Genomic DNA, 22,239 nt, shown 5'->3' with positions numbered 1-22,239 from the left:
CGTGTCTCGTTACACGGCCCAAAGGGACCGCAATTACAAATCGGGTTCTCGACAAACCAAAACGATCGAACCCGGTCTCCCAGCGTTTTGGAAGAACGCGCCGATCGCAGTCATGTCGCGAGTTGGCGCGGTCTTTAACGGAATCGATCGACAAAAGCAACCGACCCCGCGAAGATTCTTGGGACTGCCAGGCCTTTAGAGCTTGGCGAGGATGGCTTCGATCTCGCCGGTGACGGCATCGATCTCGCCCATGCCGTCGACCGAATGCAGCTTACCCTTGGCGTGGTAATAACCGATCAGCGGCGAGGTTTCCTTGTAGTAGGCCTGCAGGCGAGTACGGACGGTCTCGCGATTGTCGTCCGGACGACGCTTGAAGTGGGTCGAACCACACTTGTCGCAGACGCCTTCCACCTTCGGCTTCAAGTTTTCGTCGTGGTAACCCGCACCGCAGTTGGCGCAGGTGTAACGACCGGCGATTCGATCCGCGAGGATCTCGTCGTCGACGCGGATCTCGACGACCGCCGACAGATCGAGGTTCTTGCCGGACAGCATGGCCTCAGTGGCATCGGCCTGCACGAGCGTGCGCGGGAAACCATCGAGGATGAAGCCATTGGCGCAGTCGGGCGCATCGATGCGCTCGGAAACGATGGCGATGACGATCTCGTCGGAAACGAGCTTGCCGGCGTCCATGACAGCCTTGGCGCGCTTGCCGACCTCCGTGCCGGCGGCAACCGCCGCACGAAGCATATCACCGGTGGAGAGCTGCGGGATGCCGTGCTTCTCCACGATCCGCTGGGCCTGGGTCCCCTTCCCCGCGCCCGGCGGTCCTAACAGAATCAGTCTCATCGTCCCCTCTTTCCTCCACGCAACTTCGACTTCTTGATCAGACCCTCGTATTGCTGGGCAATCAGGTGTCCCTGAATCTGTGCTACAGTATCAAGGGTGACGCTGACAACAATCAAAAGCGAAGTACCACCAAGGGCTAATGGGATCCCGGTGCGCGCGATGAGGATTTCAGGCAGTACGCAGACGAAAACGAGATAGATAGCGCCGACCACGGTGATGCGTGTCAGGACGTAGTCGATGTATTCGGCCGTGCGGTCGCCGGGGCGGATGCCCGGGATGAAGCCGCCGTGCTTCTTCAGGTTGTCGGCCGTGTCCTTCGGATTGAAGACGATAGCCGTGTAGAAGAAGGCGAAGAAGGCGATCAGCGCACCGTAGAGCAGCATGTAGACCGGGTGGCCGTGCTGGAGCGAAGCAATGATGGTCGTCGCCCAGCCCGGCAGGGCCTGGTTGCCGGTGAAGCCGGCTGCCGTTGCGGGCAGGAGCAGCAGCGAGGACGCGAAGATTGCCGGGATGACGCCTGCGGTGTTGAGCTTCAGCGGCAGGTGCGAGGTGTCGCCCTGGAACATGCGGTTGCCGACCTGGCGCTTCGGATACTGGATCAGAAGCCGGCGCTGGGCACGCTCAACGAAGACGATCAGCGCGATGACGGCGATGGCAACGACGATGACGGTGAGAATCAGCAGCGTGGAAAGCGCACCGGTACGGCCGAGCTCCAGCGTATGGGCAACGGCGGTCGGGAGACCAGCGGCGATGCCGGCGAAGATGATCAGCGAAATGCCGTTGCCGATACCGCGCGAGGTGATCTGCTCACCGAGCCACATCAGGAACATGGTGCCGCCGAGCAGCGTCAGGACGGTGGAGATGCGGAAGAACCAGCCCGGATCGGCAACGATGCCCTGGCCCGATTCCAGGCCGATGGCGATGCCGTAAGCCTGGAGCGTGCCGAGCAGCACGGTCCCGTAGCGGGTGTACTGGTTGATGATCTTACGGCCCTGCTCGCCCTCTTTCTTGAGCTGCTCGAGGGCGGGGACGACGGACGTCATCAGCTGCACGATGATCGACGCGGAGATGTAGGGCATGATGCCCAGCGCGAAGATCGCCATGCGCTCGACGGCGCCGCCGGCAAACATGTTGAAGAGACCGAGGATACCACCGGACTGGCCCTGGAAGGCGGCGGCATAGGCCTCCGGATTGAGGCCGGGCAGCGGAATATGCGTGCCGAGGCGATAGACCAGCAATGCGGCCAGGGTGAACCACAGACGCTTCTTCAGATCTTCCGCCTTGGCGAAAGTCGAGAAGTTCAGGTTCGAGGCCAGTTGTTCCGCTGCAGAAGCCATAGAATTCTCCGCCAACCTAAACCGGTGACGAGAAACCGTCAGTACCGGAGGCTATTCGTTCAAACTGTTTTTTCAGAAAACAGGGCGCGGAGAGAAGTTGCGACGCAACCGCATGCCTCACACCCTTGTTTTCCAGATGACCCGGAGGACAAAACGACGTCCATTCCGTCCTGGGATCGTGAGGCTCACATATGGGAGCAAAATCGCCCGGTGTGAAGCACCCCGGGCGATTGTCTTTCACTTATTCAGCGGCTTCCTTGGCTGCTTCGAGCAGCTTGATGGAACCGCCAGCCTTTTCGATCTTCTCGACGGCGGCCTTGGAGGCGCCGGCAACTTCGATCGTGAGCTTGGCCTTCAGTTCGCCGTCGGACAGGACGCGAACGCCGTCCTTGGCGCGGCGGATCACGCCGGCTGCCTTGAGCGAAGCGGCGTCAACCGTTGCCTTGGCGTCGAGCTTGCCAGCATCGATCGCGGTCTGGATACGGCCGAGCGATACGGTGACGTATTCAGAAGCGAAGATGTTGTTGAAGCCGCGCTTCGGCAGGCGACGATAGATCGGCATCTGGCCGCCTTCGAAGCCGTTGATGGCAACGCCGGAACGAGCCTTCTGACCCTTCACACCGCGACCACCGGTCTTGCCCTTGCCGGAGCCGATACCGCGACCTACGCGGATACGTTCCTTGGAGGCGCCTTCGTTGTCTTTGATTTCATTCAGTTTCATGATGACTTCCCCCGTCTCACTTCTCGTCGACGACGCGAACGAGATGCTGGACAGCACGGATCATGCCGCGAACCGAAGGAGTGTCCTCCAGGGTGCGGACCCGGTGCATCTTGTTGAGGCCCAGACCGATGAGCGTCTTGCGCTGCACTTCCGGACGGCGAATGGGCGAACCGATCTGCTCGATCGTGATCGTCTTTGCTTCAGTCTTCTTCGTAGCCTTAGCCATGGTTCAGACTCCTCTTATTCTTCAGCAGCGTTGCCAGAGGCAGCGCGGCGAGCCTGGAGGGTGGCATACTTCAGGCCACGCTGAGCAGCGATGTCCTTCGGATGCACCTGAGCCTTCAGCGCGTCGAAGGTTGCGCGAACCATGTTGTAGGGGTTCGACGAACCGGTCGACTTGGCGACGACGTCCGACATGCCGAGCGTCTCGAAGACGGCGCGCATCGGACCACCGGCGATGATACCGGTACCGGCCTTGGCGGAGCGAAGGAGAACCTTGCCGGCGCCGTGACGGCCGTTGACGTCGTGATGCAGCGTACGGCCATCACGCAGGGGAACGAAAATCATGTCGCGCTTGGCAGCTTCGGTAGCCTTGCGGATGGCTTCCGGCACTTCACGTGCCTTGCCATGGCCGAAGCCTACACGACCCTTCTGGTCGCCGACGACGACGAGGGCTGCGAAGCCGAAACGACGGCCGCCCTTGACGACCTTGGCGACGCGGTTGATGGCGACCAGCTTGTCGACAAACTCGCTATCGCGCTCTTCACGGTTCTGACGGTCATCCCGCGAACCACGCTTTTCTTGTGCCATTGTCCTTTTCCTTTTTCTTTTCCGGGTGCAATCGGCAGATTACGCAAAGTTCCACCCTGCCCTTGCGGGTCAAGGTGGAATCCGGTGTGACCGGCTTAAAGCCGGAAATCCACCCGAACGCAAGCCCGGGTGGAAATTCATTTTAGAAGGTCAGACCACCTTCACGAGCCGCTTCGGCGAGAGCCTTGATGCGGCCATGATAGATGAAGGCGCCACGGTCGAAGACGACTTCCTTCACGCCAGCCTTGACGGCACGCTCGGCGACCAGCTTGCCAACGGCAGCTGCTGCTGCGATGTCGGCGCCGGTCTTGAGCTCGCCCTTCAGGCCACCATCGAGCGTCGAAGCAGCGGCAAGGGTCTTGCCAGCAACGTCGTCGATGATCTGAGCGTAGATGTTCTTCGAAGAGCGATGTACCGACAGACGCGGACGGCCATTTGCCACCGCCTTGATCTGACGCCGTACGCGGTTCGCACGGCGAACAAGTGCTTCTTTTCTGCTTGCCATTTCGCGCGATCCTTACTTCTTCTTGCCTTCTTTGCGGACGATCCGCTCTTCGGCATACTTGACGCCCTTGCCCTTGTAGGGCTCCGGACCGCGATATTCGCGGATCTCGGCGGCGACCTGGCCGACCTGCTGCTTGTTGATGCCGGACACGATGATTTCGGTCGGCTTCGGAACAGCGATCGAGATACCGACCGGCGGCTCATACACGACGTCGTGGCTGAAGCCGAGTGCGAGCTGCAGGTTCTTGCCCTGGAGCGACGCACGGTAACCAACGCCGTTGATTTCGAGCTTGCGCTCGTAACCGTCCTTAACACCCTTGAAGATGTTCTCGATCATCGTGCGGGACATGCCCCACTTCGAACGAGCATCCTTGGAGTCGTTGTTCGGCTGTACGACAACGGCGTTGTCTTCGAGCTTCACGGAGATTTCGTCATTCGCGACGAAGAAAAGTTCACCCTTCGGGCCCTTCGCCGTGACCTTCTGGCCATCGACGGCGGCAGTCACACCAGCCGGAACCGGAACGGGCTTCTTACCGATACGAGACATAGTTTTTATCCTGTCTGTTCGCTATGGAGATCCCCTGCCCGTCTTAGAAGACGGAGCAGAGTACCTCACCACCAACGTTCTGTTCGCGAGCCTGGTGATCGGCCATCACGCCCTTCGGAGTCGAAAGGATGGTGATGCCGAGGCCGTTCGCGACCTGCGGGATGGACTTGACCGAGACATAAACTCGGCGGCCCGGCTTGGATACGCGGCCGATCTCGCGGATGACCGAAGCACCTTCGTAGTACTTCAGTTCGATCGTGAGTTCAGACTTGCCATTGCCGTAATCGACCTGGCTGTAGCCACGGATGTAACCCTCGGCCTGCAGAACGTCGAGAACGCGGGCACGGAGCTTGGAGGCCGGAGTGGAAACGGAGCTCTTGCGGCGAGCTGCGCCATTCCGGATACGGGTGAGCATATCGCCCAACGGATCAGTCATCGTCATATTGGCGTCTCCTTACCAGCTCGACTTCACAACGCCCGGCACCTTGCCGGTGTTGCCAAGCTCGCGAAGCGCGATACGCGACATTCCAAGCTTGCGGTAGAATGCACGCGGACGACCGGTGACTTCGCAACGGTTGCGAATACGGGTCTTGGAGCCGTCGCGCGGCAGTTCTGCCAGCTTCAGGGTAGCCTTGAACCGCTCTTCAATCGGAAGAGCCTGGTTCATGATGATCGCCTTCAGGCCGGCACGCTTTGCGGCCTGGCTCGCGGCAATCTTGCGGCGGCGCTTGTTCTTTTCAACTGCGCTTGTCTTCGCCATATCGAAGTTCCTCTTCTACGCTCGTCGTTACGGTTACTGACGGAACGGGAAGTTGAACTCTTTCAGAAGAGCCCGAGCTTCGTCGTCGTTGGTCGCCGTCGTGCAAACGATGATGTCCATGCCCCACATCTGATCAACCTTGTCGTAGTTGATCTCCGGGAACACAATGTGCTCCTTGATGCCCATGGCGAAGTTGCCACGGCCGTCGAAGGACTTCGGGTTCAGGCCGCGGAAGTCGCGAACGCGCGGAAGCGCGATGTTGACCAGGCGGTCCAGGAACTCGTACATGCGGGCGCCGCGCAGGGTGACCTTTGCGCCGATCGGCATGTTTTCGCGGACCTTGAAGCCAGCGATCGAGTTGCGGGCCTTGGTGACAACCGGCTTCTGGCCGGCGATCGCTGCAAGGTCAGCCGCTGCAACGGAAGGCTTCTTGGAGTCGGCAGTTGCCTCACCCACGCCCATGTTGATCACGATCTTGTCGAGCTTCGGGATCTGCATTTCGTTGGCGTAGGAGAACTGCTCCTGCATAGCCTTGCGAATGCGGTTTACGTATTCGGCCTTGAGCCGCGGCTCATACTTTGCCTCAGCCATCGATCACTTCTCCCGAACGCTTGGCTACACGAACCTTCTTGCCGTCAACGACCTTGAAACCGACGCGGGTCGGCTTGCCGTCCTTGTCGGCCATCGCGATGTTCGACAGATGGATCGAAGCTTCCTTGCTGATGATGCCGGCTTCCGCGGTCTGCGTCTGGCGCTGGTGGCGCTTGACAACATTGATGCCACGGACGACCGCACGGTCTTCCTTCGGCAGGACCTGGAGGACTTCGCCCGAACGGCCCTTGTCCTTGCCAGCGAGTACGACGACCTTGTCGCCCTTACGAATCTTGTTCATCGCTCGTCGCTCCCCTTACAGTACTTCCGGAGCCAGCGAGATGATCTTCATGTGGTTCTTGGCGCGAAGTTCGCGCGGAACCGGTCCGAAGATACGGGTGCCGATCGGCTCTTTCTTGTTGTCGATAAGAACGGCTGCGTTGTTATCGAATCGAATGACGCTGCCGTCGGCGCGACGGATGTCCTTGGCGGTGCGAACGACAACCGCCTTCATCACGTCACCCTTCTTCACGCGGCCGCGCGGGATCGCTTCCTTGATCGAAACGACAATGATGTCGCCGATCGAAGCGTACTTGCGCTTGGAACCGCCCAGCACCTTGATGCACATGACACGACGTGCGCCGGAATTATCCGCCACGTCGAGGTTAGTCTGCATCTGAATCATGTCAGGTCGCCTTCTTGTTGTAACCCGAACGGTTGGGCCGAGGCCCCCTATCCGGGCTTATGATAAATTTCTGATGTGCGCGGGAAGACAAATACAGGGTGGTTTCCCATACGGGACCTTCCGTGCGCTCAAAGCAAAAAGAACGCCCGATTCCGAGCGTTCTCAGCCAGTGGCCTGCTTCATACAGATTTCTGCGCAAGGTGCAAGCCCTTGCGCAGCAAGTCCGTAAATTAAGCCTGGGCGGAAATTACCGTCCAGCGCTTGTCCTTGGAGATCGGTGCACACTCCTGGATGGAGACGACGTCACCGGTCTTGTACTGGTTGGTTTCGTCATGTGCCTTGTACTTCTTGGACCGGCGAACGGTCTTCTGAAGCAGCGGGTGGGCAAATCGACGCTCAACGCGAACAACGACAGTCTTGTCGTTCTTGTCGCTGACAACTACGCCCTGCAGAATGCGTTTCGGCATATTCTTCTGGTCCTTAGGCCTTGGCTTCTGCCGCCTTCTGGCGGGCAATGGTTTTCACGCGTGCGATGTCACGACGAACTTCCTGAATGCGGGAAGACTTCTCGAGCTGGCCGGTGGCCTTCTGGAAGCGCAGGTTGAACTGCTCCTTCTTCAGCTTCGCAAGCTCGTCGTTCAGCTGGTCGGCGCTCATGGCGCGTACGTCTGCGGCTTTCATCGACTTGTTCCTCACTCTGCAATGCGCTGTACGAAGCGCGTCGTGACAGAGAGCTTGGCGGAACCGAGGCGAAGGGCCTCGCGCGCGATCTCTTCCGATACGCCGTCGATCTCGAACATGATACGACCAGGCTTGACCTTGCATGCCCAGTATTCGACCGAACCCTTACCCTTACCCATACGAACTTCGGTCGGCTTTGCCGTGACCGGAACGTCAGGGAATACGCGGATCCACACGCGACCAGCACGCTTCATATAGCGGGTGATCGCACGACGGGCTGCTTCAATTTCGCGAGCGTTCACGCGGTTCGGTTCCAGAGCCTTCAGGCCGAATTCACCGAATGCCAGATCAAAACCGCCCTTGGCGACGCCCTTGATGCGGCCCTTGAACTGCTTGCGGTACTTTGTACGCTTTGGCTGCAACATTTTCTTACTTCTCCGAGCTTATCTTTCGCCAGCGTTCAATCAAGCGTTCTCGCGGCGACGGTCGCCACGATCACCGCGTTCACGGCTTGCGGGACCCTGGGCATCGCCCTCGAGTGCACGGCGTTCCGATGCCATCGGATCGTGCTCGAGGATTTCGCCCTTGAAGATCCAGACCTTCACGCCGCAGATGCCGTATGCGGTTTCGGCTTCAGCCGTACCGTAATCGATGTCTGCACGCAGGGTGTGGAGCGGCACGCGACCTTCGCGGTACCATTCGGTACGAGCGATTTCAGCACCACCGAGACGGCCGGCGCAAGTGATCTTGATGCCTTCGGCACCGAGACGCATGGCCGACTGAACGGCGCGCTTCATGGCGCGACGGAATGCGATACGACGCTCGAGCTGCTGGGTGATCGACTGGGCAACGAGCGTTGCGTCGATTTCCGGCTTGCGCACTTCAACGATGTTGAGGTGGGTTTCCGAGTTCGTCATCGACGAGATCTTCTTGCGAAGCTTCTCGATGTCTGCACCCTTCTTGCCGATGATCAGACCCGGGCGAGCCGAGTGGATCGTGACGCGGCACTTCTTGTGCGGACGCTCGATGACGACCTTGGCGATACCGGCCTGCTTCAGCTCGTCCATCAGATACTTGCGGATCTTCAGGTCTTCGTGGAGCAGCTTGCCGTATTCGGCGTTGTCGGCGAACCAGCGGCTATCCCAGGTGCGGTTGATCCCGAGGCGGAAGCCAATCGGATTGATTTTCTGACCCATTATGCGGCCTCCCCTTTGGCTTCGACTTCGCGCACAACGATGGTGAGGTGCGAGAACGGCTTTTCGATGCGCGATGCGCGGCCGCGGCCACGAGCGTGGAAACGCTTCATGGTGATCGACTTGCCAACATAGGCCTCGGCGACGATCAGCTGATCGACGTCGAGATCATGGTTGTTTTCGGCATTGGCGATCGCAGACTCGAGCGTCTTGCGAACGGTGCCGGCGATGCGCTTGCGGGAGAATTCCAGGTCAGCGAGAGCGCGCTCGACCTTCTTGCCGCGGATGAGCGCGGCAATCAGGTTGAGCTTCTGGGGGCTGACGCGGATCGTGCGGGCGACTGCCTGCGCTTCGTTGTCTTTCAGCCGGCGTTCGGCTTTTGCCTTGCCCATTGTTACTTCCTCTTCGCCTTCTTGTCCGCACCGTGACCGTAGTAGGTCCGGGTGGGAGCGAATTCACCGAACTTGTGGCCGACCATGTCTTCGTTGACAGAGACGGGCACATGCTTGCTGCCGTTGTAGACGCCGAAGGTCAGACCTACGAACTGCGGCAGGATGGTGGAGCGACGGCTCCACATCTTGATTACTTCACTGCGGCCGCCTTCGCGAACCTTCTCAGCCTTCTTGAGAAGATAGCCGTCGACGAACGGGCCTTTCCATACTGAACGAGCCATTTCTGACTACCTCTCTTACTTCTTCTTCAGGTGGCGCGAGCGCATGATGAACTTGTCGGTCGACTTGTTCGAGCGAGTCCGCTTGCCCTTGGTGGGCTTGCCCCACGGGGAAACCGGGTGACGACCACCGGAGGTGCGGCCTTCACCACCACCGTGCGGGTGGTCGACCGGGTTCATGACGACACCGCGGTTATGCGGGGTCTTGCCGCGCCAACGGGTGCGACCAGCCTTGCCGTCGTTGGTGTTGCCGTGATCCGGGTTGGAAACGGCGCCGATGGTGGCCAGGCACGAGCCCGGGACCAGACGCTGCTCACCCGAGTTCAGGCGCAGGATCGCCATGCCGGCATCGCGGCCGACGAGCTGGACATAAGTGCCAGCCGAACGTGCGATCTGACCGCCCTTGCCGGGCTTCATTTCGACGTTGTGAACGATCGAACCAACCGGGATGTACTGCAGGGGCATGGTGTTGCCCGGCTTTACGTCGACGGCCTTTTCAGAGGCGATGACCTTGTCACCGGCAGCGATGCGCTGCGGTGCCAGGATGTAGGCCTGCTCGCCGTCCGTGTAGGTCACGAGAGCGATGAAGGCCGAACGGTTCGGGTCGTATTCCAGGCGCTCTACGGTGCCTTCGACGTCGAACTTGCGACGCTTGAAGTCGACCAGACGATAGGTGCGCTTGTGACCGCCACCGATGAAGCGGGCGGTGATGCGACCGTAGTTGTTACGACCACCGCTCTTGGTGAGACCTTCCGTCAGCGCCTTGACCGGCTTGCCCTTCCAGAGGCCAGAGCGGTCGACGATGACCAGCTGACGCTGGCTCGGGGTCGTCGGATTGTAGCTTTTCAATGCCATTGTTCTTGTTCCCTACCTCAGACGCCCGTCGACACGTCGATGGACTGACCTTCGGCGAGCGTCACGAGCGCCTTCTTGACGTCCTTCTGCTTGCCGGCGAAGCCGCGGAAACGCTTGGTCTTGCCCTTGCGGACGAGCGTATTGACGGCGGTGACCTTGACGCCGAAGAGGGCTTCGACAGCAGCCTTGATTTCCGGCTTGCTTGCACCCTTGGCGACGTTGAAGACAACCTGGTTGTACTCAGACACCATGGTCGACTTTTCCGTGATCGACGGAGATACGATCACGTCGTAGTGGCGAAGATCCGTCATTTGAACCGCTCCTCCAGAGCTTCCACAGCAGCCTTGGACAGGACGAGCTTGCCACGGCGCAGGATGTCATAAACGTTGATGCCCTGAACCGGCAGAACATCGATGTGCGGGATGTTCGAAGCGGCGAGCTTGAAGTTGCTGTCGATTTCGGCGCCGCCGATGACGAGAGCGTTGGTGAGGCCGAGCGAGGCGAAGTTGCCGACGAGCAGCTTGGTCTTGGCTTCAGCCGCAACCAGGTTGTCGACGATGATCACATCTTCCGACTTCATCTTGGCAGAGAGGGCGTGACGCAGAGCGAGCGCACGAACCTTCTTCGGCAGGTCATGAGCGTGGCTGCGAACAACCGGGCCATGAGCCTTACCACCGCCGCGGAACTGCGGAGCGCGGGCCGAATGGTGACGAGCACGACCGGTGCCCTTCTGCTTGTACATCTTCGAGCCGGTGCGCGAGACTTCCGAGCGGCCCTTGATCTTGTGCGTACCCTGGCGCTTCTTGGCCAGCTGGTAGCGGATCATGCGAGCGATCAGATCTTCGCGGGGCTCCAGGCCGAAGATTTCGTCCGACAGAGAAACCTTGCCGGCGTCCTTGCCCTCGAGGGTCTTGACGTTCAATTCCATGTGCTTGGCTCCCTTACTTCGCCGACTTGACGGCGTCGCGGACGATGATCCACGAACCCTTGGAACCGGGAACTGCGCCCTTCACAAGGATGAGACCACGATCTTCATCGGTCGAAACGACTTCGAGGTTCTGGGTGGTGACGCGCGTCTGGCCCATGTGACCAGCCATGCGCTTGCCCTTCCAGACCTTGCCCGGATCCTGGTTCGAACCGGTCGAACCATGCGAGCGGTGCGAAACGGAGACACCGTGGGTAGCGCGGAGACCGCCGAAGTTGTGGCGCTTCATTGCACCAGCAAAACCCTTACCGATCGTCGTGCCCGTGACGTCGACCAGCTGGCCGGCTTCAAAATGGCTCGCGGTCAGCTGGGCGCCGACATCGATGAGGTTGTCTTCGGAAACGCGGAACTCGACGAGCTTGGCCTTGGGCTCTACGCTCGCAGCGGCGAAGTGGCCACGCAGACCCTTCGTCGTATTCTTGACCTTGGACGTGCCGGCACCGAGCTGGAGCGCGGTGTAGCCGTTCTTGTCAACCGTACGCTGGGCAACGACCTGTACGTTATCCAGCCGCAGAACTGTTACCGGGATATGTTCGCCGGCGTCGTTATAGACGCGGGTCATTCCCACTTTCTGTGCAATCACACCTGAACGCATTGGTTCATTCCTCTTGAGAGTCGCGGCCGCGATCAGATCTCGGCCTTTCCTCTTTGTTTAAGGATTCCACTCCGGCCCTTCCGAACCTTCGGGTTTCCCGTTTCGAGAAGTCGTTGGCAGGTCTTGCCACGTACCTTCCTTGTTATTTCGGCTCTCGCCGGAATTCCTTCTTAGAGCTTGATCTCGACGTCAACGCCGGCAGCCAGGTCGAGCTTCATCAGAGCGTCGACGGTCTGCGGGGTCGGGTCTACGATGTCAAGCAGGCGCTTATGCGTGCGCATCTCGAACTGTTCGCGGCTCTTCTTGTCGACGTGCGGCGAACGGTTAACGGTGAATTTTTCAATGCGGGTCGGGAGCGGTACCGGGCCGCGAACGCTTGCACCGGTGCGCTTTGCGGTCGAGACGATCTCCCGCGTAGAGGCATCGAGAACCCGGTGATCAAACGCCTTGAGGCGGATGCGGATATTCTGGCCGTTCATTCGACTTGTCCTTGTTTCTTTTCTTGCGTCCCGCATACGCAGAGACAGTGAATTACCATGACTGGCCGGCCCCTAATTTTCAAAAATCACAGGGACACCGAGGGGTGCCCCTGTCACTCTTTCTAGTCATGAGGAGCCCTGCCGAACTCGACCCGTCACCAGGCCTTTGAAAACTGCAGCGCTTAGAACTGCGGTGCAAATCACCGCGCGATTCTGATCGTGGCCGGCGACATACACCGCAATCGGCCTTTCGTCAATCCGGCCAGAGGCACGAATTGGCGACATGCGCATTGTCTGCATGACTGGCTTGCACCAACCGACAGACGGAAACGAAAAGCGGCCCCGGACACATGGCCCGGGGCCGCTCTTTCAACTGATTACTCGACGATCGAGGCGACGATGCCGGCGCCGACGGTGCGGCCGCCTTCGCGGATCGCGAAGCGCAGCTTTTCTTCCATCGCGATCGGAACGATCAGCTCGACGTCAACGGTCACGTTGTCGCCCGGCATAACCATTTCCGTGCCTTCCGGAAGCGTCACGATGCCCGTCACGTCCGTCGTGCGGAAGTAGAACTGCGGACGGTAGTTCGTGAAGAACGGCGTATGACGGCCGCCTTCTTCCTTCGTCAGGATGTAGGCTTCTGCCTTGAACTTCTTGTGCGGCTTGACCGAACCCGGCTTGCACAGGATCTGGCCACGCTCAACGCCGTCACGGTTCACACCGCGCAGCAGCGCACCGATGTTGTCGCCAGCCTGGCCCTGGTCGAGCAGCTTGCGGAACATTTCAACGCCCGTGCAGGTCGTCTTCGTCGTCGGACGGATGCCGACGATTTCGATTTCTTCGCCGACCTTGACGATACCGCGCTCAACGCGACCCGTCACAACCGTACCACGGCCAGAGATCGAGAACACGTCTTCGATCGGCATCAGGAAGGGCTGGTCGATCGGACGCTCAGGCGTCGGGATGTAGGCGTCGACTTCTTCCATCAGCTTGCGGATGGCGTTCTCGCCGATTTCCTTGTTCGAGTCTTCCAGAGCGGCCAGAGCCGAACCCTTGACGACCGGGATGTCGTCGCCGGGGAAGTCGTAGGACGACAGAAGTTCGCGAACTTCGAGTTCGACGAGCTCGAGCAGTTCGGCGTCGTCAACCTGGTCAACCTTGTTGAGGAAGACGACGATCGCCGGAACGCCAACCTGACGGGCGAGCAGGATGTGCTCGCGGGTCTGCGGCATCGGGCCGTCAGCGGCCGAGCAAACCAGGATCGCGCCGTCCATCTGGGCAGCACCGGTGATCATGTTCTTGACGTAGTCGGCGTGGCCTGGGCAGTCAACGTGGGCGTAGTGACGGTTGGCCGTCTCATACTCAACGTGCGCCGTCGAGATGGTGATGCCGCGTGCCTTTTCTTCCGGAGCTGCGTCGATCTGGTCGTAGGCCTTGAACTCACCGAAGAACTTGGTGATCGCTGCCGTCAGAGACGTCTTGCCGTGGTCGACGTGGCCGATCGTGCCGATGTTGACGTGCGGCTTGTTGCGCTCAAACTTACTCTTTGCCATTTCCGGCTCTCCATTATCTGGTCCCCGTCCGGGGAAATTCACTTATTCAATTGGTGGGGCGGGGTATCCCGGTCACTTCTGACCGGAATACTTTGCCTGGATTTCAGCAGCAACGTTCGACGGAACCGGTGCGTAGTGATCGAAGACCATCGAGTACTGTGCGCGGCCCTGCGACATGGAGCGCAGGTTGTCGACGTACTTGAACATGTTGGCGAGCGGGACGTGAGCGTTGATCACGATCGCAATGCCGCGCTGTTCCTGGCCCTGGATCTGGCCACGACGGGAGTTCAGGTCGCCGATAACGTCGCCGACGTAATCTTCCGGGGTGACGACTTCTACGCGCATCATCGGCTCGAGCAGCTGAGCGCCGGCCTTCTTGGCAGCTTCACGGAAGCATGCACGCGATGCGATTTCGAAGGCGAGAACCGAGGAGTCGACGTCGTGGAAGGCACCATCGATGAGGGTGGCCTTGACGCCGAGCATCGGGAAGCCTGCGAGCGGACCCGAAGACAGAACGCTTTCGATACCCTTCTGAACGCCCGGGATGTATTCCTTCGGAACCGCACCGCCGACGATCTTGGACTCGAACTTGAAGTCGTCGCCTTCCGGGTTCGGTTCGAAGACGAGCTTGACGCGCGCGAACTGACCGGTACCACCGGACTGCTTCTTGTGCGTGTAGTCTTCTTCGTGGAGCTTCGTGATCGTCTCACGGTAAGCAACCTGCGGAGCACCGACGTTGGCTTCAACCTTGAACTCGCGACGCATGCGGTCGACAATGATGTCGAGGTGAAGTTCGCCCATGCCAGCGATGATGGTCTGGCCGGATTCCTGGTCGGTCTTGACGCGGAAGGACGGGTCTTCGGCAGCCAGGCGGTTGAGCGCGAGGCCCATCTTTTCCTGGTCGCCCTTGGACTTCGGCTCGATCGCGATCTGGATGACCGGCTCGGGGAATTCCATGCGCTCGAGGATAACCGGCTTCAGGGGATCGCAGAGCGTGTCACCCGTGGTGGTTTCCTTCAGGCCTGCGAGAGCAACGATGTCGCCTGCGAAGGCTTCTTCGATGTCTTCACGGGAGTTCGAGTGCATCTGCAGCATACGGCCGACGCGCTCGCGCTTGTCCTTGACCGTGTTGAGAACAGACGAACCCTTCTCGAGCTTGCCGGAATAGATGCGGGCGAAGGTGAGCGAACCAACGAAGGGGTCGTTCATGATCTTGAATGCCAGCATCGAGAGCGGCTCGGCGTCATCAGCGTGACGTTCGATTTCGGCTTCGGTCTTGAAGTCGATGCCCTTGATCGCGGGAATGTCGAGCGGCGAAGGCAGGTAGTCGACAACGGCGTCGAGCAGCGGCTGAACGCCCTTGTTCTTGAAGGCGGTGCCGCAGAACATCGGGTGGAACTTGACGTCGATCGTGCCGCGACGAACGAGTTCGCGGATCTTGTCGTTGTCCGGCATGTCGCCGTTCAGGTAGGCTTCCATCGCTTCTTCGTCGATCTCGACAACCGTCTCGATCAGCTTTTCGCGATATTCTTCAGCCTTGTCCTTCAGGTCAGCCGGGATCTCGACGACATCCCAGGCAGCGCCGAGGGACTCATCGCGCCAGACCAGAGCGTTCATCTCGATCAGGTCAACAACGCCCTTGAAGTCGCTTTCCGCGCCGATCGGCAGCTGCATGACAACAGCGGTGGCGCCGAGACGGGTCTTGATCATTTCTACCGAGCGGTAGAAGTCAGCACCGGTCTTGTCCATCTTGTTGCAGAAGATCATCCGCGGGACGTTGTACTTTTCAGCCTGACGCCAAACGGTTTCGGTCTGCGGCTCAACACCGGCATTGGCGTCGAGAAGGGCGATGGCACCGTCGAGAACACGCAGCGAACGCTCGACTTCGATGGTGAAGTCAACGTGGCCGGGGGTGTCGATGATGTTGAAGCGGCGCATTTTGCCGTCGCGACCCTTCCAGAAGGTCGTCGTGGCAGCGGAGGTGATCGTGATGCCACGCTCCTGCTCCTGCTCCATCCAGTCCATGGTGGCTGCGCCGTCATGAACTTCGCCGATCTTGTGAGACTTACCGGTGTAGTAGAGGATACGCTCGGTGGTCGTGGTCTTGCCGGCGTCGATATGCGCCATGATACCGAAGTTGCGGTAGTCTTCGATTTTATATTCGCGAGCCATAACGGACTGCCTTTCAATATTTAATCGGTGGATTACCAGCGGTAATGCGAGAAGGCGCGGTTTGCATCGGCCATCTTGTGGGTGTCTTCGCGCTTCTTGACGGCGCTACCGCGGTTGTTCGCTGCGTCGAGCAGCTCGCCGGAGAGGCGGTCGACCATAGTGGTCTCGTTGCGCTTGCGGGCAGCGGTGATCAGCCAGCGGATCGCGAGAGCCTGGCGGCGCTCCGGACGAACATCGACCGGGACCTGGTAGGTCGCACCACCAACGCGGCGCGAACGGACTTCAACATGCGGCGCGACGTTGTCGAGCGCCTGATGGAAGACGGCAATCGGTTCCTGCTTGGACTTGTTCTGAACGACGTCGAAGGCACCGTAGACGATGCTTTCAGCGACCGACTTCTTGCCGTGAAGCATGATGGCGTTCATGAACTTGGTGACGACGAGATCGCCGAACTTCGGGTCCGGGTTGATCTCACGCTTTTCTGCACTGTGGCGACGGGACATACTATTTGTCTCTCAACGGTTAGGGACGCTTTATCACGCGGAGAACCTCGCGCAGCGCCGGTATCTGATGGATGAAGAGCCGAAGCTTACTTCGGACGCTTCGCACCGTACTTCGAACGGCGCTGCTTGCGGTTCTTGACGCCCTGGGTGTCGAGAACGCCGCGGATGATGTGGTAACGAACACCCGGCAAGTCCTTTACGCGGCCGCCACGGATCATGACGACAGAGTGTTCCTGCAGGTTGTGACCTTCACCCGGAATGTAGCCGATGACTTCGAAGCCATTGGTCAGGCGGATCTTGGCGACCTTACGCAGAGCCGAGTTCGGCTTCTTCGGGGTCGTGGTGTAGACGCGGGTGCAAACGCCGCGCTTCTGCGGGTTTTCCTGCAGAGCAGGAACCTTATTGCGCTTTACCTGTGCCTGACGCGGCTTGCGGATCAGCTGGTTTACGGTAGGCATATACCCATCCCTTGCAAAATCTAGTCTCAAGCCCTTTCAGGCCCTGGTGGTTGCCGTTTCCGGCGGCGGCCGCACAGTTTTCTTCATGCGCAAAATGTGGCCCGACCCGTTTTCGCGGATGGACCACAAAAGACAGAGGACGCACTGCAAGAGTGCGTCGTGCGAGCAGCATTCGTGTCGTCAACGTGCGTTTGGAGACCTGTTTGAGATGAACTTCAGGACGAGGCGTCCCGAAAAAGCCTACCTCACATGGGCTCCGATGGCCGGGGTACTACTGTTTTCCCCCCTTAACGTCAAGTCACATCTGACAATTAATGGCCCAAGCCCCTGCCCGACCGAGAGTCTGGCCGTTTCGGCACGGGAAAACCTGATGTCCGAGACGATTTGGCTTGGATTGCGACGGGAAACTTCTAGATAGGTACTGAGAGCGGGTCAACCACCCTGCCCCGTGTGGTCGAATCGGCCGCCAACTGAAGAATCGATCCGCCACAACAGGAAGACCGGCACCATGATCAACAGCGACAACGACAACAACCGCGACGAGCCCATGGTGTTCATCGTCATCGCCAAGGCCTACGAGACCGAGGGTGGCGAACCCGTCGACCTGCACGTCCTCTTGACCGCCCCAGACGACGACACGGCTGTTCGCCTGACGCTCAACGCGCTCTCGGAGGAAGGCTTCCTGGAGGCCGATCTCGACCAGATCGGCATGATCACGGGCGCGCCGGACGAAGAGCCGCATGCCTCGGCCTATCAGGGTGCGCTGGAAGGCGAAGTCGCGATCATCCGCTTCGCCTGAGCTCAACACCCATTTTCAGCTATCGAAGGCCGGTCGCTTGCGATCGGCCTTTTTCGTTGCGTGCGAACCTGCCCGCGCCCTGCCCCAGTCCAAAATGAAAAAGCCGCCCGGATCACTCCGGACGGCCTTTGATCTTTTAACCTCGGTACCGATTACTCGGCGGCAGGCGCGTTTTCGCCAGCGAGGTTCTGCAGCATCGGGGTCGCAACATCTGCACCCGTGCCCTTCTTGCGCTCCTCGAGGATGAGGTCGTCGCGCGAAGAGGCGATGCGGCGGATCTGCGTCATGGTACCGCCGGTACCGGCCGGGATCAGACGGCCGACGATGACGTTTTCCTTCAGGCCCTGCAGCGTGTCGGTCTTGCCGGCGATCGCAGCTTCCGTGAGAACCTTGGTGGTTTCCTGGAAGGATGCGGCCGAGATGAACGACGGCGTCTGCAGCGAGGCCTTGGTGATGCCGAGGAGGACCGGTTCGCCATATGCCGGCTTCTTGCCTTCCTCGATCAGGCGCTCGTTGGCGTCGTCCAGTTCGATGCGGTCGACATTGTCGCCCACGATGTACTGGCTGTCGCCGCTGTCGGTGATCTCGACCTTCTGCAGCATCTGGCGAACGATCACCTCGATGTGCTTGTCGTTGATCACAACGCCCTGCAGTCGGTAGACTTCCTGGATTTCGTTGACCAGGTACGAGGCGAGTGCCTCGACGCCCTTGATCGCCAGGATGTCGTGCGGAGCCGGGTTACCGTCGAGGATGTAGTCACCCTTTTCGATGTAGTCGCCTTCCTGAAGGTGGAAGGGCTTGCCCTTCGGGATCAGGTATTCGACAGGCTCGACACCGTCTTCTGCCGGCTCGATGATGACGCGACGCTTGTTCTTGTAGTCGCGGCCGAGGCGGATCGTACCATCGATCTCAGCGATGATGGCGTGGTCCTTCGGACGACGGGCTTCGAACAGTTCGGCAACACGCGGCAGACCACCGGTGATGTCCTTGGTCTTGGCGCTTTCCAGCGGCGAACGTGCGAGAACGTCACCCTGAGACACCTTCTGACCAGGCTCGACCGACAGGATCGCGTCGACCGAGAGCTGGAAGCGTGCTTCGCCGCCACGGGCGAGCTTGAGCACGTTGCCGCTTGCGTCCTTGATGACGATCGCCGGCTTGAGGTCCGAACCGCGCGGGGTCGAACGCCAGTCGATGACCTGACGCTTGGTGATGCCGGTCGACTCGTCGGTGGCTTCGAGCACGGAGAGACCGTCGACGACGTCCTCGAAATGCACGATACCCTCGACTTCCGTCATCATCGGGCGGGTGTACGGATCCCACTCGGCCAGACGCTGGCCGCGCTTCACCTTGTCACCGTCATCCACGAAGACCTTCGAACCGTAGGCGACACGCTGCGAAGAACGCTCGATGCCGCGCTCGTCGAGGATCGTGATCGCCATGCTGCGGCCCATGGCAATCAGATTGCCTTCGGAGTTGCGCAGAATGTTGCGGTTCTTGATCTGCACCGTACCTTCGTACGAGGCTTCGAGGAACGACTGGTCAACCACGGTCGCGGTACCACCCAGGTGGAAGGTACGCATGGTCAGCTGGGTACCCGGCTCACCGATCGACTGTGCGGCGATGACGCCGACGGCTTCGCCCATGTTGACAGGCGTACCACGGGCCAGGTCGCGGCCGTAGCAGATCGAGCAGACGCCCGTCTGAACTTCGCAGGTCAGAGCAGAGCGGATGCGGATCGACTGGATGCCAGCCTTCTCGATTTCCACGACATGCGGCTCAAGGATCATCTGACCGGCATCAACGATGCGCTCACCCGTGACCGGATGATCGATGTCGTCAAGCGCGGTACGACCGAGAACGCGGGCGCCGATGGAGGCAACGACCTGACCGGCATCAACGATCGCCGTCATGGTGAGGCCCTTGTCGGTGCCGCAATCCACGAGGTTGACGATGCAATCCTGGGCCACGTCGACGAGACGACGGGTCAGGTAACCGGAGTTCGCGGTCTTCAGAGCGGTGTCTGCGAGACCCTTACGGGCACCGTGGGTCGAGTTGAAGTACTCGTTAACGGTCAGACCTTCCTTGAAGTTCGAGATGATCGGCGTCTCGATGATTTCGCCCGACGGCTTGGCCATGAGGCCGCGCATGCCGCCCAGCTGGCGCATCTGGTTCGGTGAACCACGGGCACCCGAGTGCGACATCATGTAGATGGCGTTCATCGGTTTCTGGCGGTTCGTCTCAGGATCGAACTCGACGGCCTTAATGCGGGCCATCATGTCCTCGGCGACCTTCTCGGTTGCCTTACCCCAAGCGTCGACCACCTTGTTGTACTTCTCGCCCTGGGTGATCAGGCCGTCGTTGTACTGCTGCTCGTATTCCTTGACCAGCGTTTCGGTGTCACCGACGATCTTCGCCTTCGTTTCCGGGATGACCATGTCGTCCTTGCCGAAGGAGATGCCCGCCTTGCACGCGTGGGTGAAGCCCAGCTGCATGATGCGGTCGCAGAAGATGACCGTGTCCTTCTGGCCGCAATGGCGGTAGACCGTGTCGATCATCTTGGAGATGTTCTTCTTGGTCATTTCCTGGTTGCAGATGTCGAACGGCACGTTGACGTTCTTCGGCAGCAGTTCGCCGATGATCATGCGGCCAGGCGTAGTTTCATAGATCTTCGAAACCGGGTTGCCCTCGGCGTCGACGGTCTTGAAGCGGCCCTTGATCTTGGCGTGCAGCGTGACGACCTTGTTTTCCAGAGCATGGTGCAGTTCGCCCATGTCGGAGAAGGCCATGCCCTCGCCCGGCTCGTTCTGGTTCTGGATCGACAGATAGTAGAGGCCGAGAACCATGTCCTGCGACGGAACGATGATCGGCGCACCGTTGGCCGGGTGCAGGATGTTGTTCGTCGACATCATCAGAACGCGGGCTTCGAGCTGAGCCTCGAGCGACAGCGGCACGTGAACGGCCATCTGGTCACCGTCGAAGTCGGCGTTGAAGGCCGTGCAGACGAGCGGGTGCAGCTGGATGGCCTTGCCTTCGACCAGGGTCGGTTCGAAGGCCTGGATGCCCAGGCGGTGCAGCGTCGGTGCGCGGTTCAGGAGAACCGGATGCTCGCGGATGACCTCGTCGAGGATATCCCAGACTTCCGGCTTTTCCTTTTCAACCAGCTTCTTGGCCTGCTTGACGGTCGAGGAATAACCCTTGGCGTCGAGGCGGGCGTAGATGAACGGTTTGAAGAGCTCAAGCGCCATCTTCTTCGGCAGGCCGCACTGGTGCAGCTTGAGTTCCGGACCGGTCACGATGACCGAACGGCCGGAATAGTCGACGCGCTTGCCGAGCAGGTTCTGACGGAAGCGGCCCTGCTTGCCCTTGAGCATGTCGGAGAGCGACTTCAGCGGACGCTTGTTGGCGCCGGTGATGACGCGGCCACGACGGCCGTTATCGAAGAGCGCGTCTACAGATTCCTGCAGCATGCGCTTTTCGTTGCGGATGATGATGCCCGGAGCGCGCAGTTCGATCAGGCGTTTCAGACGGTTGTTACGGTTGATGACGCGACGATAGAGGTCGTTCAGGTCAGAGGTCGCGAAGCGGCCGCCATCGAGCGGAACCAGCGGGCGCAGGTCCGGCGGGATGACCGGAACGACCTTCATGATCATCCATTCCGGACGGTTGCCCGACTCCATGAAGTTCTCGACGATCTTCAGGCGCTTCATCAGCTTCTTCTGCTTGAGGTCCGACGTGGTGTCGGCAAGCTCGGAACGCAGATCGCCAGCGATCTTTTCGAGGTTCATCGAGGCCAGCATTTCATAGATGGCTTCAGCACCGATCATGGCGGTGAACTGGTCTTCGCCGAACTCGTCGACGGCCATCATGTACTCTTCTTCAGAGAGCAGCTGGTTTTCCTTGAGCGAGGTCAGGCCCGGCTCGGTCACGATGTAGTTCTCGAAATAGAGAACGCGCTCGACATCCTTCAGCGTCATGTCCAGCAGCGTGGAGATGCGCGAGGGAAGCGACTTCAGGAACCAGATGTGGGCGACCGGGGCTGCGAGCTCGATGTGGCCCATGCGCTCGCGGCGAACGCGCGACAGCGTGACTTCGACGCCGCACTTTTCGCAGATGATGCCCTTGTACTTCATGCGCTTGTACTTGCCGCACAGGCACTCGTAGTCCTTGATCGGTCCGAAGATACGCGCGCAGAAGAGGCCGTCACGCTCGGGCTTGAACGTACGGTAGTTGATGGTTTCCGGCTTCTTGATCTCGCCATAGGACCACGACAGGATCTTTTCCGGGCTCGCGATCGAGATCCGGATGCTGTCGAAGTGCTGAGCCGGCACCGACGGGTTGAAAAGGTTCATGACCTCTTGGTTCATGCCTGTCTCCTTTTGGGGCTAGGAGCCCTCGATCAGGTCTTGGTGGCGGCGGATTCCCGGGATGCCGCCCCAGACCTTCAAAATGACAATAACCGCGAAATGCGGCGAAACTCCCCTTCCCGTCCCGATTT

General features: G+C 59.9%; 29 protein-coding genes. 1 reads left to right on the top strand and 28 read right to left on the bottom strand.

The features are described from left to right. Window positions 1-195 precede the first annotated feature (195 nt). The 27 genes from M1E12_RS06245 to rpsL all read right to left on the bottom strand — a co-directional run bounded on the left by M1E12_RS06245 (window position 196) and on the right by rpsL (window position 16,945). Entirely contained in the window at window positions 196-846 is a 651-nt protein-coding gene (locus M1E12_RS06245) for an adenylate kinase (protein ID WP_136542898.1), read from the bottom strand. Next, window positions 843-2,183: a preprotein translocase subunit SecY gene (gene secY, locus M1E12_RS06240; RefSeq protein ID WP_113462291.1), complete on the bottom strand. Its 1,341-nt coding sequence runs from the start codon at window positions 2,181-2,183 to the stop codon at window positions 843-845. The genes M1E12_RS06245 and secY overlap by 4 nt, the downstream gene beginning before the upstream one ends. A gap of 241 nt (window positions 2,184-2,424) precedes the next feature. Then, a complete protein-coding gene (gene rplO, locus M1E12_RS06235) occupies window positions 2,425-2,904 on the bottom strand; it encodes a 50S ribosomal protein L15 (RefSeq protein ID WP_113462292.1) in 480 nt (159 codons plus the stop codon). A 16-nt stretch (window positions 2,905-2,920) separates the two neighbouring features. Continuing rightward, a complete protein-coding gene (gene rpmD, locus M1E12_RS06230; protein ID WP_113462293.1) occupies window positions 2,921-3,130 on the bottom strand; it encodes a 50S ribosomal protein L30 in 210 nt (69 codons plus the stop codon). A gap of 14 nt (window positions 3,131-3,144) precedes the next feature. Next, window positions 3,145-3,714, bottom strand: coding sequence for a 30S ribosomal protein S5 (rpsE, locus tag M1E12_RS06225; protein ID WP_113462294.1), 570 nt, complete (start codon window positions 3,712-3,714; stop codon window positions 3,145-3,147). A 142-nt stretch (window positions 3,715-3,856) separates the two neighbouring features. After that, window positions 3,857-4,219, bottom strand: a complete 363-nt coding sequence (gene rplR / locus M1E12_RS06220) for a 50S ribosomal protein L18 (RefSeq protein ID WP_113462295.1) — start codon at window positions 4,217-4,219, stop codon at window positions 3,857-3,859. Between the two features lie 12 nt (window positions 4,220-4,231). Then, window positions 4,232-4,765, bottom strand: a complete 534-nt coding sequence (rplF, locus tag M1E12_RS06215; protein ID WP_113462296.1) for a 50S ribosomal protein L6 — start codon at window positions 4,763-4,765, stop codon at window positions 4,232-4,234. A 43-nt stretch (window positions 4,766-4,808) separates the two neighbouring features. Further along, the gene (gene rpsH, locus M1E12_RS06210; protein WP_112684667.1) at window positions 4,809-5,207 is read right to left on the bottom strand and encodes a 30S ribosomal protein S8; all 399 of its coding nucleotides are present in this window, start codon (window positions 5,205-5,207) and stop codon (window positions 4,809-4,811) included. A gap of 12 nt (window positions 5,208-5,219) precedes the next feature. Beyond that, window positions 5,220-5,525, bottom strand: a complete 306-nt coding sequence (gene rpsN, locus M1E12_RS06205) for a 30S ribosomal protein S14 (RefSeq protein WP_113462297.1) — start codon at window positions 5,523-5,525, stop codon at window positions 5,220-5,222. A 33-nt stretch (window positions 5,526-5,558) separates the two neighbouring features. Next, window positions 5,559-6,116, bottom strand: coding sequence for a 50S ribosomal protein L5 (rplE, locus tag M1E12_RS06200; RefSeq protein ID WP_113462298.1), 558 nt, complete (start codon window positions 6,114-6,116; stop codon window positions 5,559-5,561). After that, the gene (rplX, locus tag M1E12_RS06195; RefSeq protein ID WP_479564077.1) at window positions 6,109-6,417 is read right to left on the bottom strand and encodes a 50S ribosomal protein L24; all 309 of its coding nucleotides are present in this window, start codon (window positions 6,415-6,417) and stop codon (window positions 6,109-6,111) included. Before rplX ends, rplE begins: the two co-directional genes overlap by 8 nt. A 15-nt stretch (window positions 6,418-6,432) precedes the next feature. Continuing rightward, a complete protein-coding gene (gene rplN / locus M1E12_RS06190) occupies window positions 6,433-6,801 on the bottom strand; it encodes a 50S ribosomal protein L14 (RefSeq protein WP_006728677.1) in 369 nt (122 codons plus the stop codon). A 230-nt stretch (window positions 6,802-7,031) separates the two neighbouring features. Further along, window positions 7,032-7,268, bottom strand: a complete 237-nt coding sequence (rpsQ, locus tag M1E12_RS06185; protein WP_113462300.1) for a 30S ribosomal protein S17 — start codon at window positions 7,266-7,268, stop codon at window positions 7,032-7,034. Between the two features lie 13 nt (window positions 7,269-7,281). Then, complete coding sequence (rpmC, locus tag M1E12_RS06180) at window positions 7,282-7,482, bottom strand: 50S ribosomal protein L29 (RefSeq protein WP_028735898.1); 201 nt, start codon at window positions 7,480-7,482, stop codon at window positions 7,282-7,284. Window positions 7,483-7,493: 11 nt separating this feature from the next. Then, entirely contained in the window at window positions 7,494-7,907 is a 414-nt protein-coding gene (rplP, locus tag M1E12_RS06175; protein WP_006728680.1) for a 50S ribosomal protein L16, read from the bottom strand. 39 nt (window positions 7,908-7,946) lie between these two features. Continuing rightward, on the bottom strand, window positions 7,947-8,678 hold the full coding sequence (gene rpsC / locus M1E12_RS06170; protein WP_113462301.1) for a 30S ribosomal protein S3: 732 nt from the start codon (window positions 8,676-8,678) through the stop codon (window positions 7,947-7,949). Further along, window positions 8,678-9,067, bottom strand: coding sequence for a 50S ribosomal protein L22 (gene rplV, locus M1E12_RS06165; RefSeq protein WP_479564076.1), 390 nt, complete (start codon window positions 9,065-9,067; stop codon window positions 8,678-8,680). The genes rpsC and rplV overlap by 1 nt, the downstream gene beginning before the upstream one ends. A gap of 2 nt (window positions 9,068-9,069) precedes the next feature. Further along, complete coding sequence (gene rpsS / locus M1E12_RS06160; RefSeq protein WP_062282885.1) at window positions 9,070-9,348, bottom strand: 30S ribosomal protein S19; 279 nt, start codon at window positions 9,346-9,348, stop codon at window positions 9,070-9,072. A 15-nt stretch (window positions 9,349-9,363) separates the two neighbouring features. Next, complete coding sequence (gene rplB, locus M1E12_RS06155; protein ID WP_113462303.1) at window positions 9,364-10,200, bottom strand: 50S ribosomal protein L2; 837 nt, start codon at window positions 10,198-10,200, stop codon at window positions 9,364-9,366. Between the two features lie 17 nt (window positions 10,201-10,217). Continuing rightward, on the bottom strand, window positions 10,218-10,511 hold the full coding sequence (locus M1E12_RS06150; protein ID WP_113462304.1) for a 50S ribosomal protein L23: 294 nt from the start codon (window positions 10,509-10,511) through the stop codon (window positions 10,218-10,220). Continuing rightward, window positions 10,508-11,128: a 50S ribosomal protein L4 gene (rplD, locus tag M1E12_RS06145; protein ID WP_113462305.1), complete on the bottom strand. Its 621-nt coding sequence runs from the start codon at window positions 11,126-11,128 to the stop codon at window positions 10,508-10,510. The genes M1E12_RS06150 and rplD overlap by 4 nt, the downstream gene beginning before the upstream one ends. Before the next feature lie 13 nt (window positions 11,129-11,141). Beyond that, window positions 11,142-11,780, bottom strand: a complete 639-nt coding sequence (rplC, locus tag M1E12_RS06140; protein WP_113462306.1) for a 50S ribosomal protein L3 — start codon at window positions 11,778-11,780, stop codon at window positions 11,142-11,144. 170 nt (window positions 11,781-11,950) lie between these two features. Then, window positions 11,951-12,259, bottom strand: coding sequence for a 30S ribosomal protein S10 (gene rpsJ / locus M1E12_RS06135; RefSeq protein WP_006728688.1), 309 nt, complete (start codon window positions 12,257-12,259; stop codon window positions 11,951-11,953). 377 nt (window positions 12,260-12,636) lie between these two features. Beyond that, window positions 12,637-13,812 carry an elongation factor Tu gene (tuf, locus tag M1E12_RS06130; protein ID WP_113465461.1) on the bottom strand — a complete coding sequence of 392 codons (1,176 nt, stop codon included), beginning with the start codon at window positions 13,810-13,812 and terminating at the stop codon, window positions 12,637-12,639. Between the two features lie 72 nt (window positions 13,813-13,884). Continuing rightward, a complete protein-coding gene (gene fusA, locus M1E12_RS06125) occupies window positions 13,885-15,984 on the bottom strand; it encodes an elongation factor G (protein ID WP_113462471.1) in 2,100 nt (699 codons plus the stop codon). Between the two features lie 32 nt (window positions 15,985-16,016). Next, entirely contained in the window at window positions 16,017-16,487 is a 471-nt protein-coding gene (gene rpsG, locus M1E12_RS06120) for a 30S ribosomal protein S7 (protein ID WP_113462470.1), read from the bottom strand. Between the two features lie 86 nt (window positions 16,488-16,573). After that, a complete protein-coding gene (gene rpsL / locus M1E12_RS06115) occupies window positions 16,574-16,945 on the bottom strand; it encodes a 30S ribosomal protein S12 (protein ID WP_003507760.1) in 372 nt (123 codons plus the stop codon). Window positions 16,946-17,453: 508 nt separating this feature from the next. On the opposite strand from rpsL, the gene M1E12_RS06110 reads away from it, so the two are divergent. Then, on the top strand, window positions 17,454-17,744 hold the full coding sequence (locus M1E12_RS06110; protein ID WP_113462469.1) for a transcriptional regulator: 291 nt from the start codon (window positions 17,454-17,456) through the stop codon (window positions 17,742-17,744). 152 nt (window positions 17,745-17,896) lie between these two features. Here the strand turns inward: M1E12_RS06110 and rpoC are convergent, their stop codons facing one another. Next, window positions 17,897-22,108 (bottom strand): DNA-directed RNA polymerase subunit beta', encoded by a 4,212-nt coding sequence (gene rpoC / locus M1E12_RS06105; protein WP_113462468.1) that lies wholly within the window; start codon window positions 22,106-22,108, stop codon window positions 17,897-17,899. Window positions 22,109-22,239 lie beyond the last annotated feature (131 nt).

The sequence above is a fragment of the Rhizobium sp. K33 genome (assembly GCF_056501445.1).
This window is presented reverse-complemented; position numbering and strand designations above follow the sequence as displayed.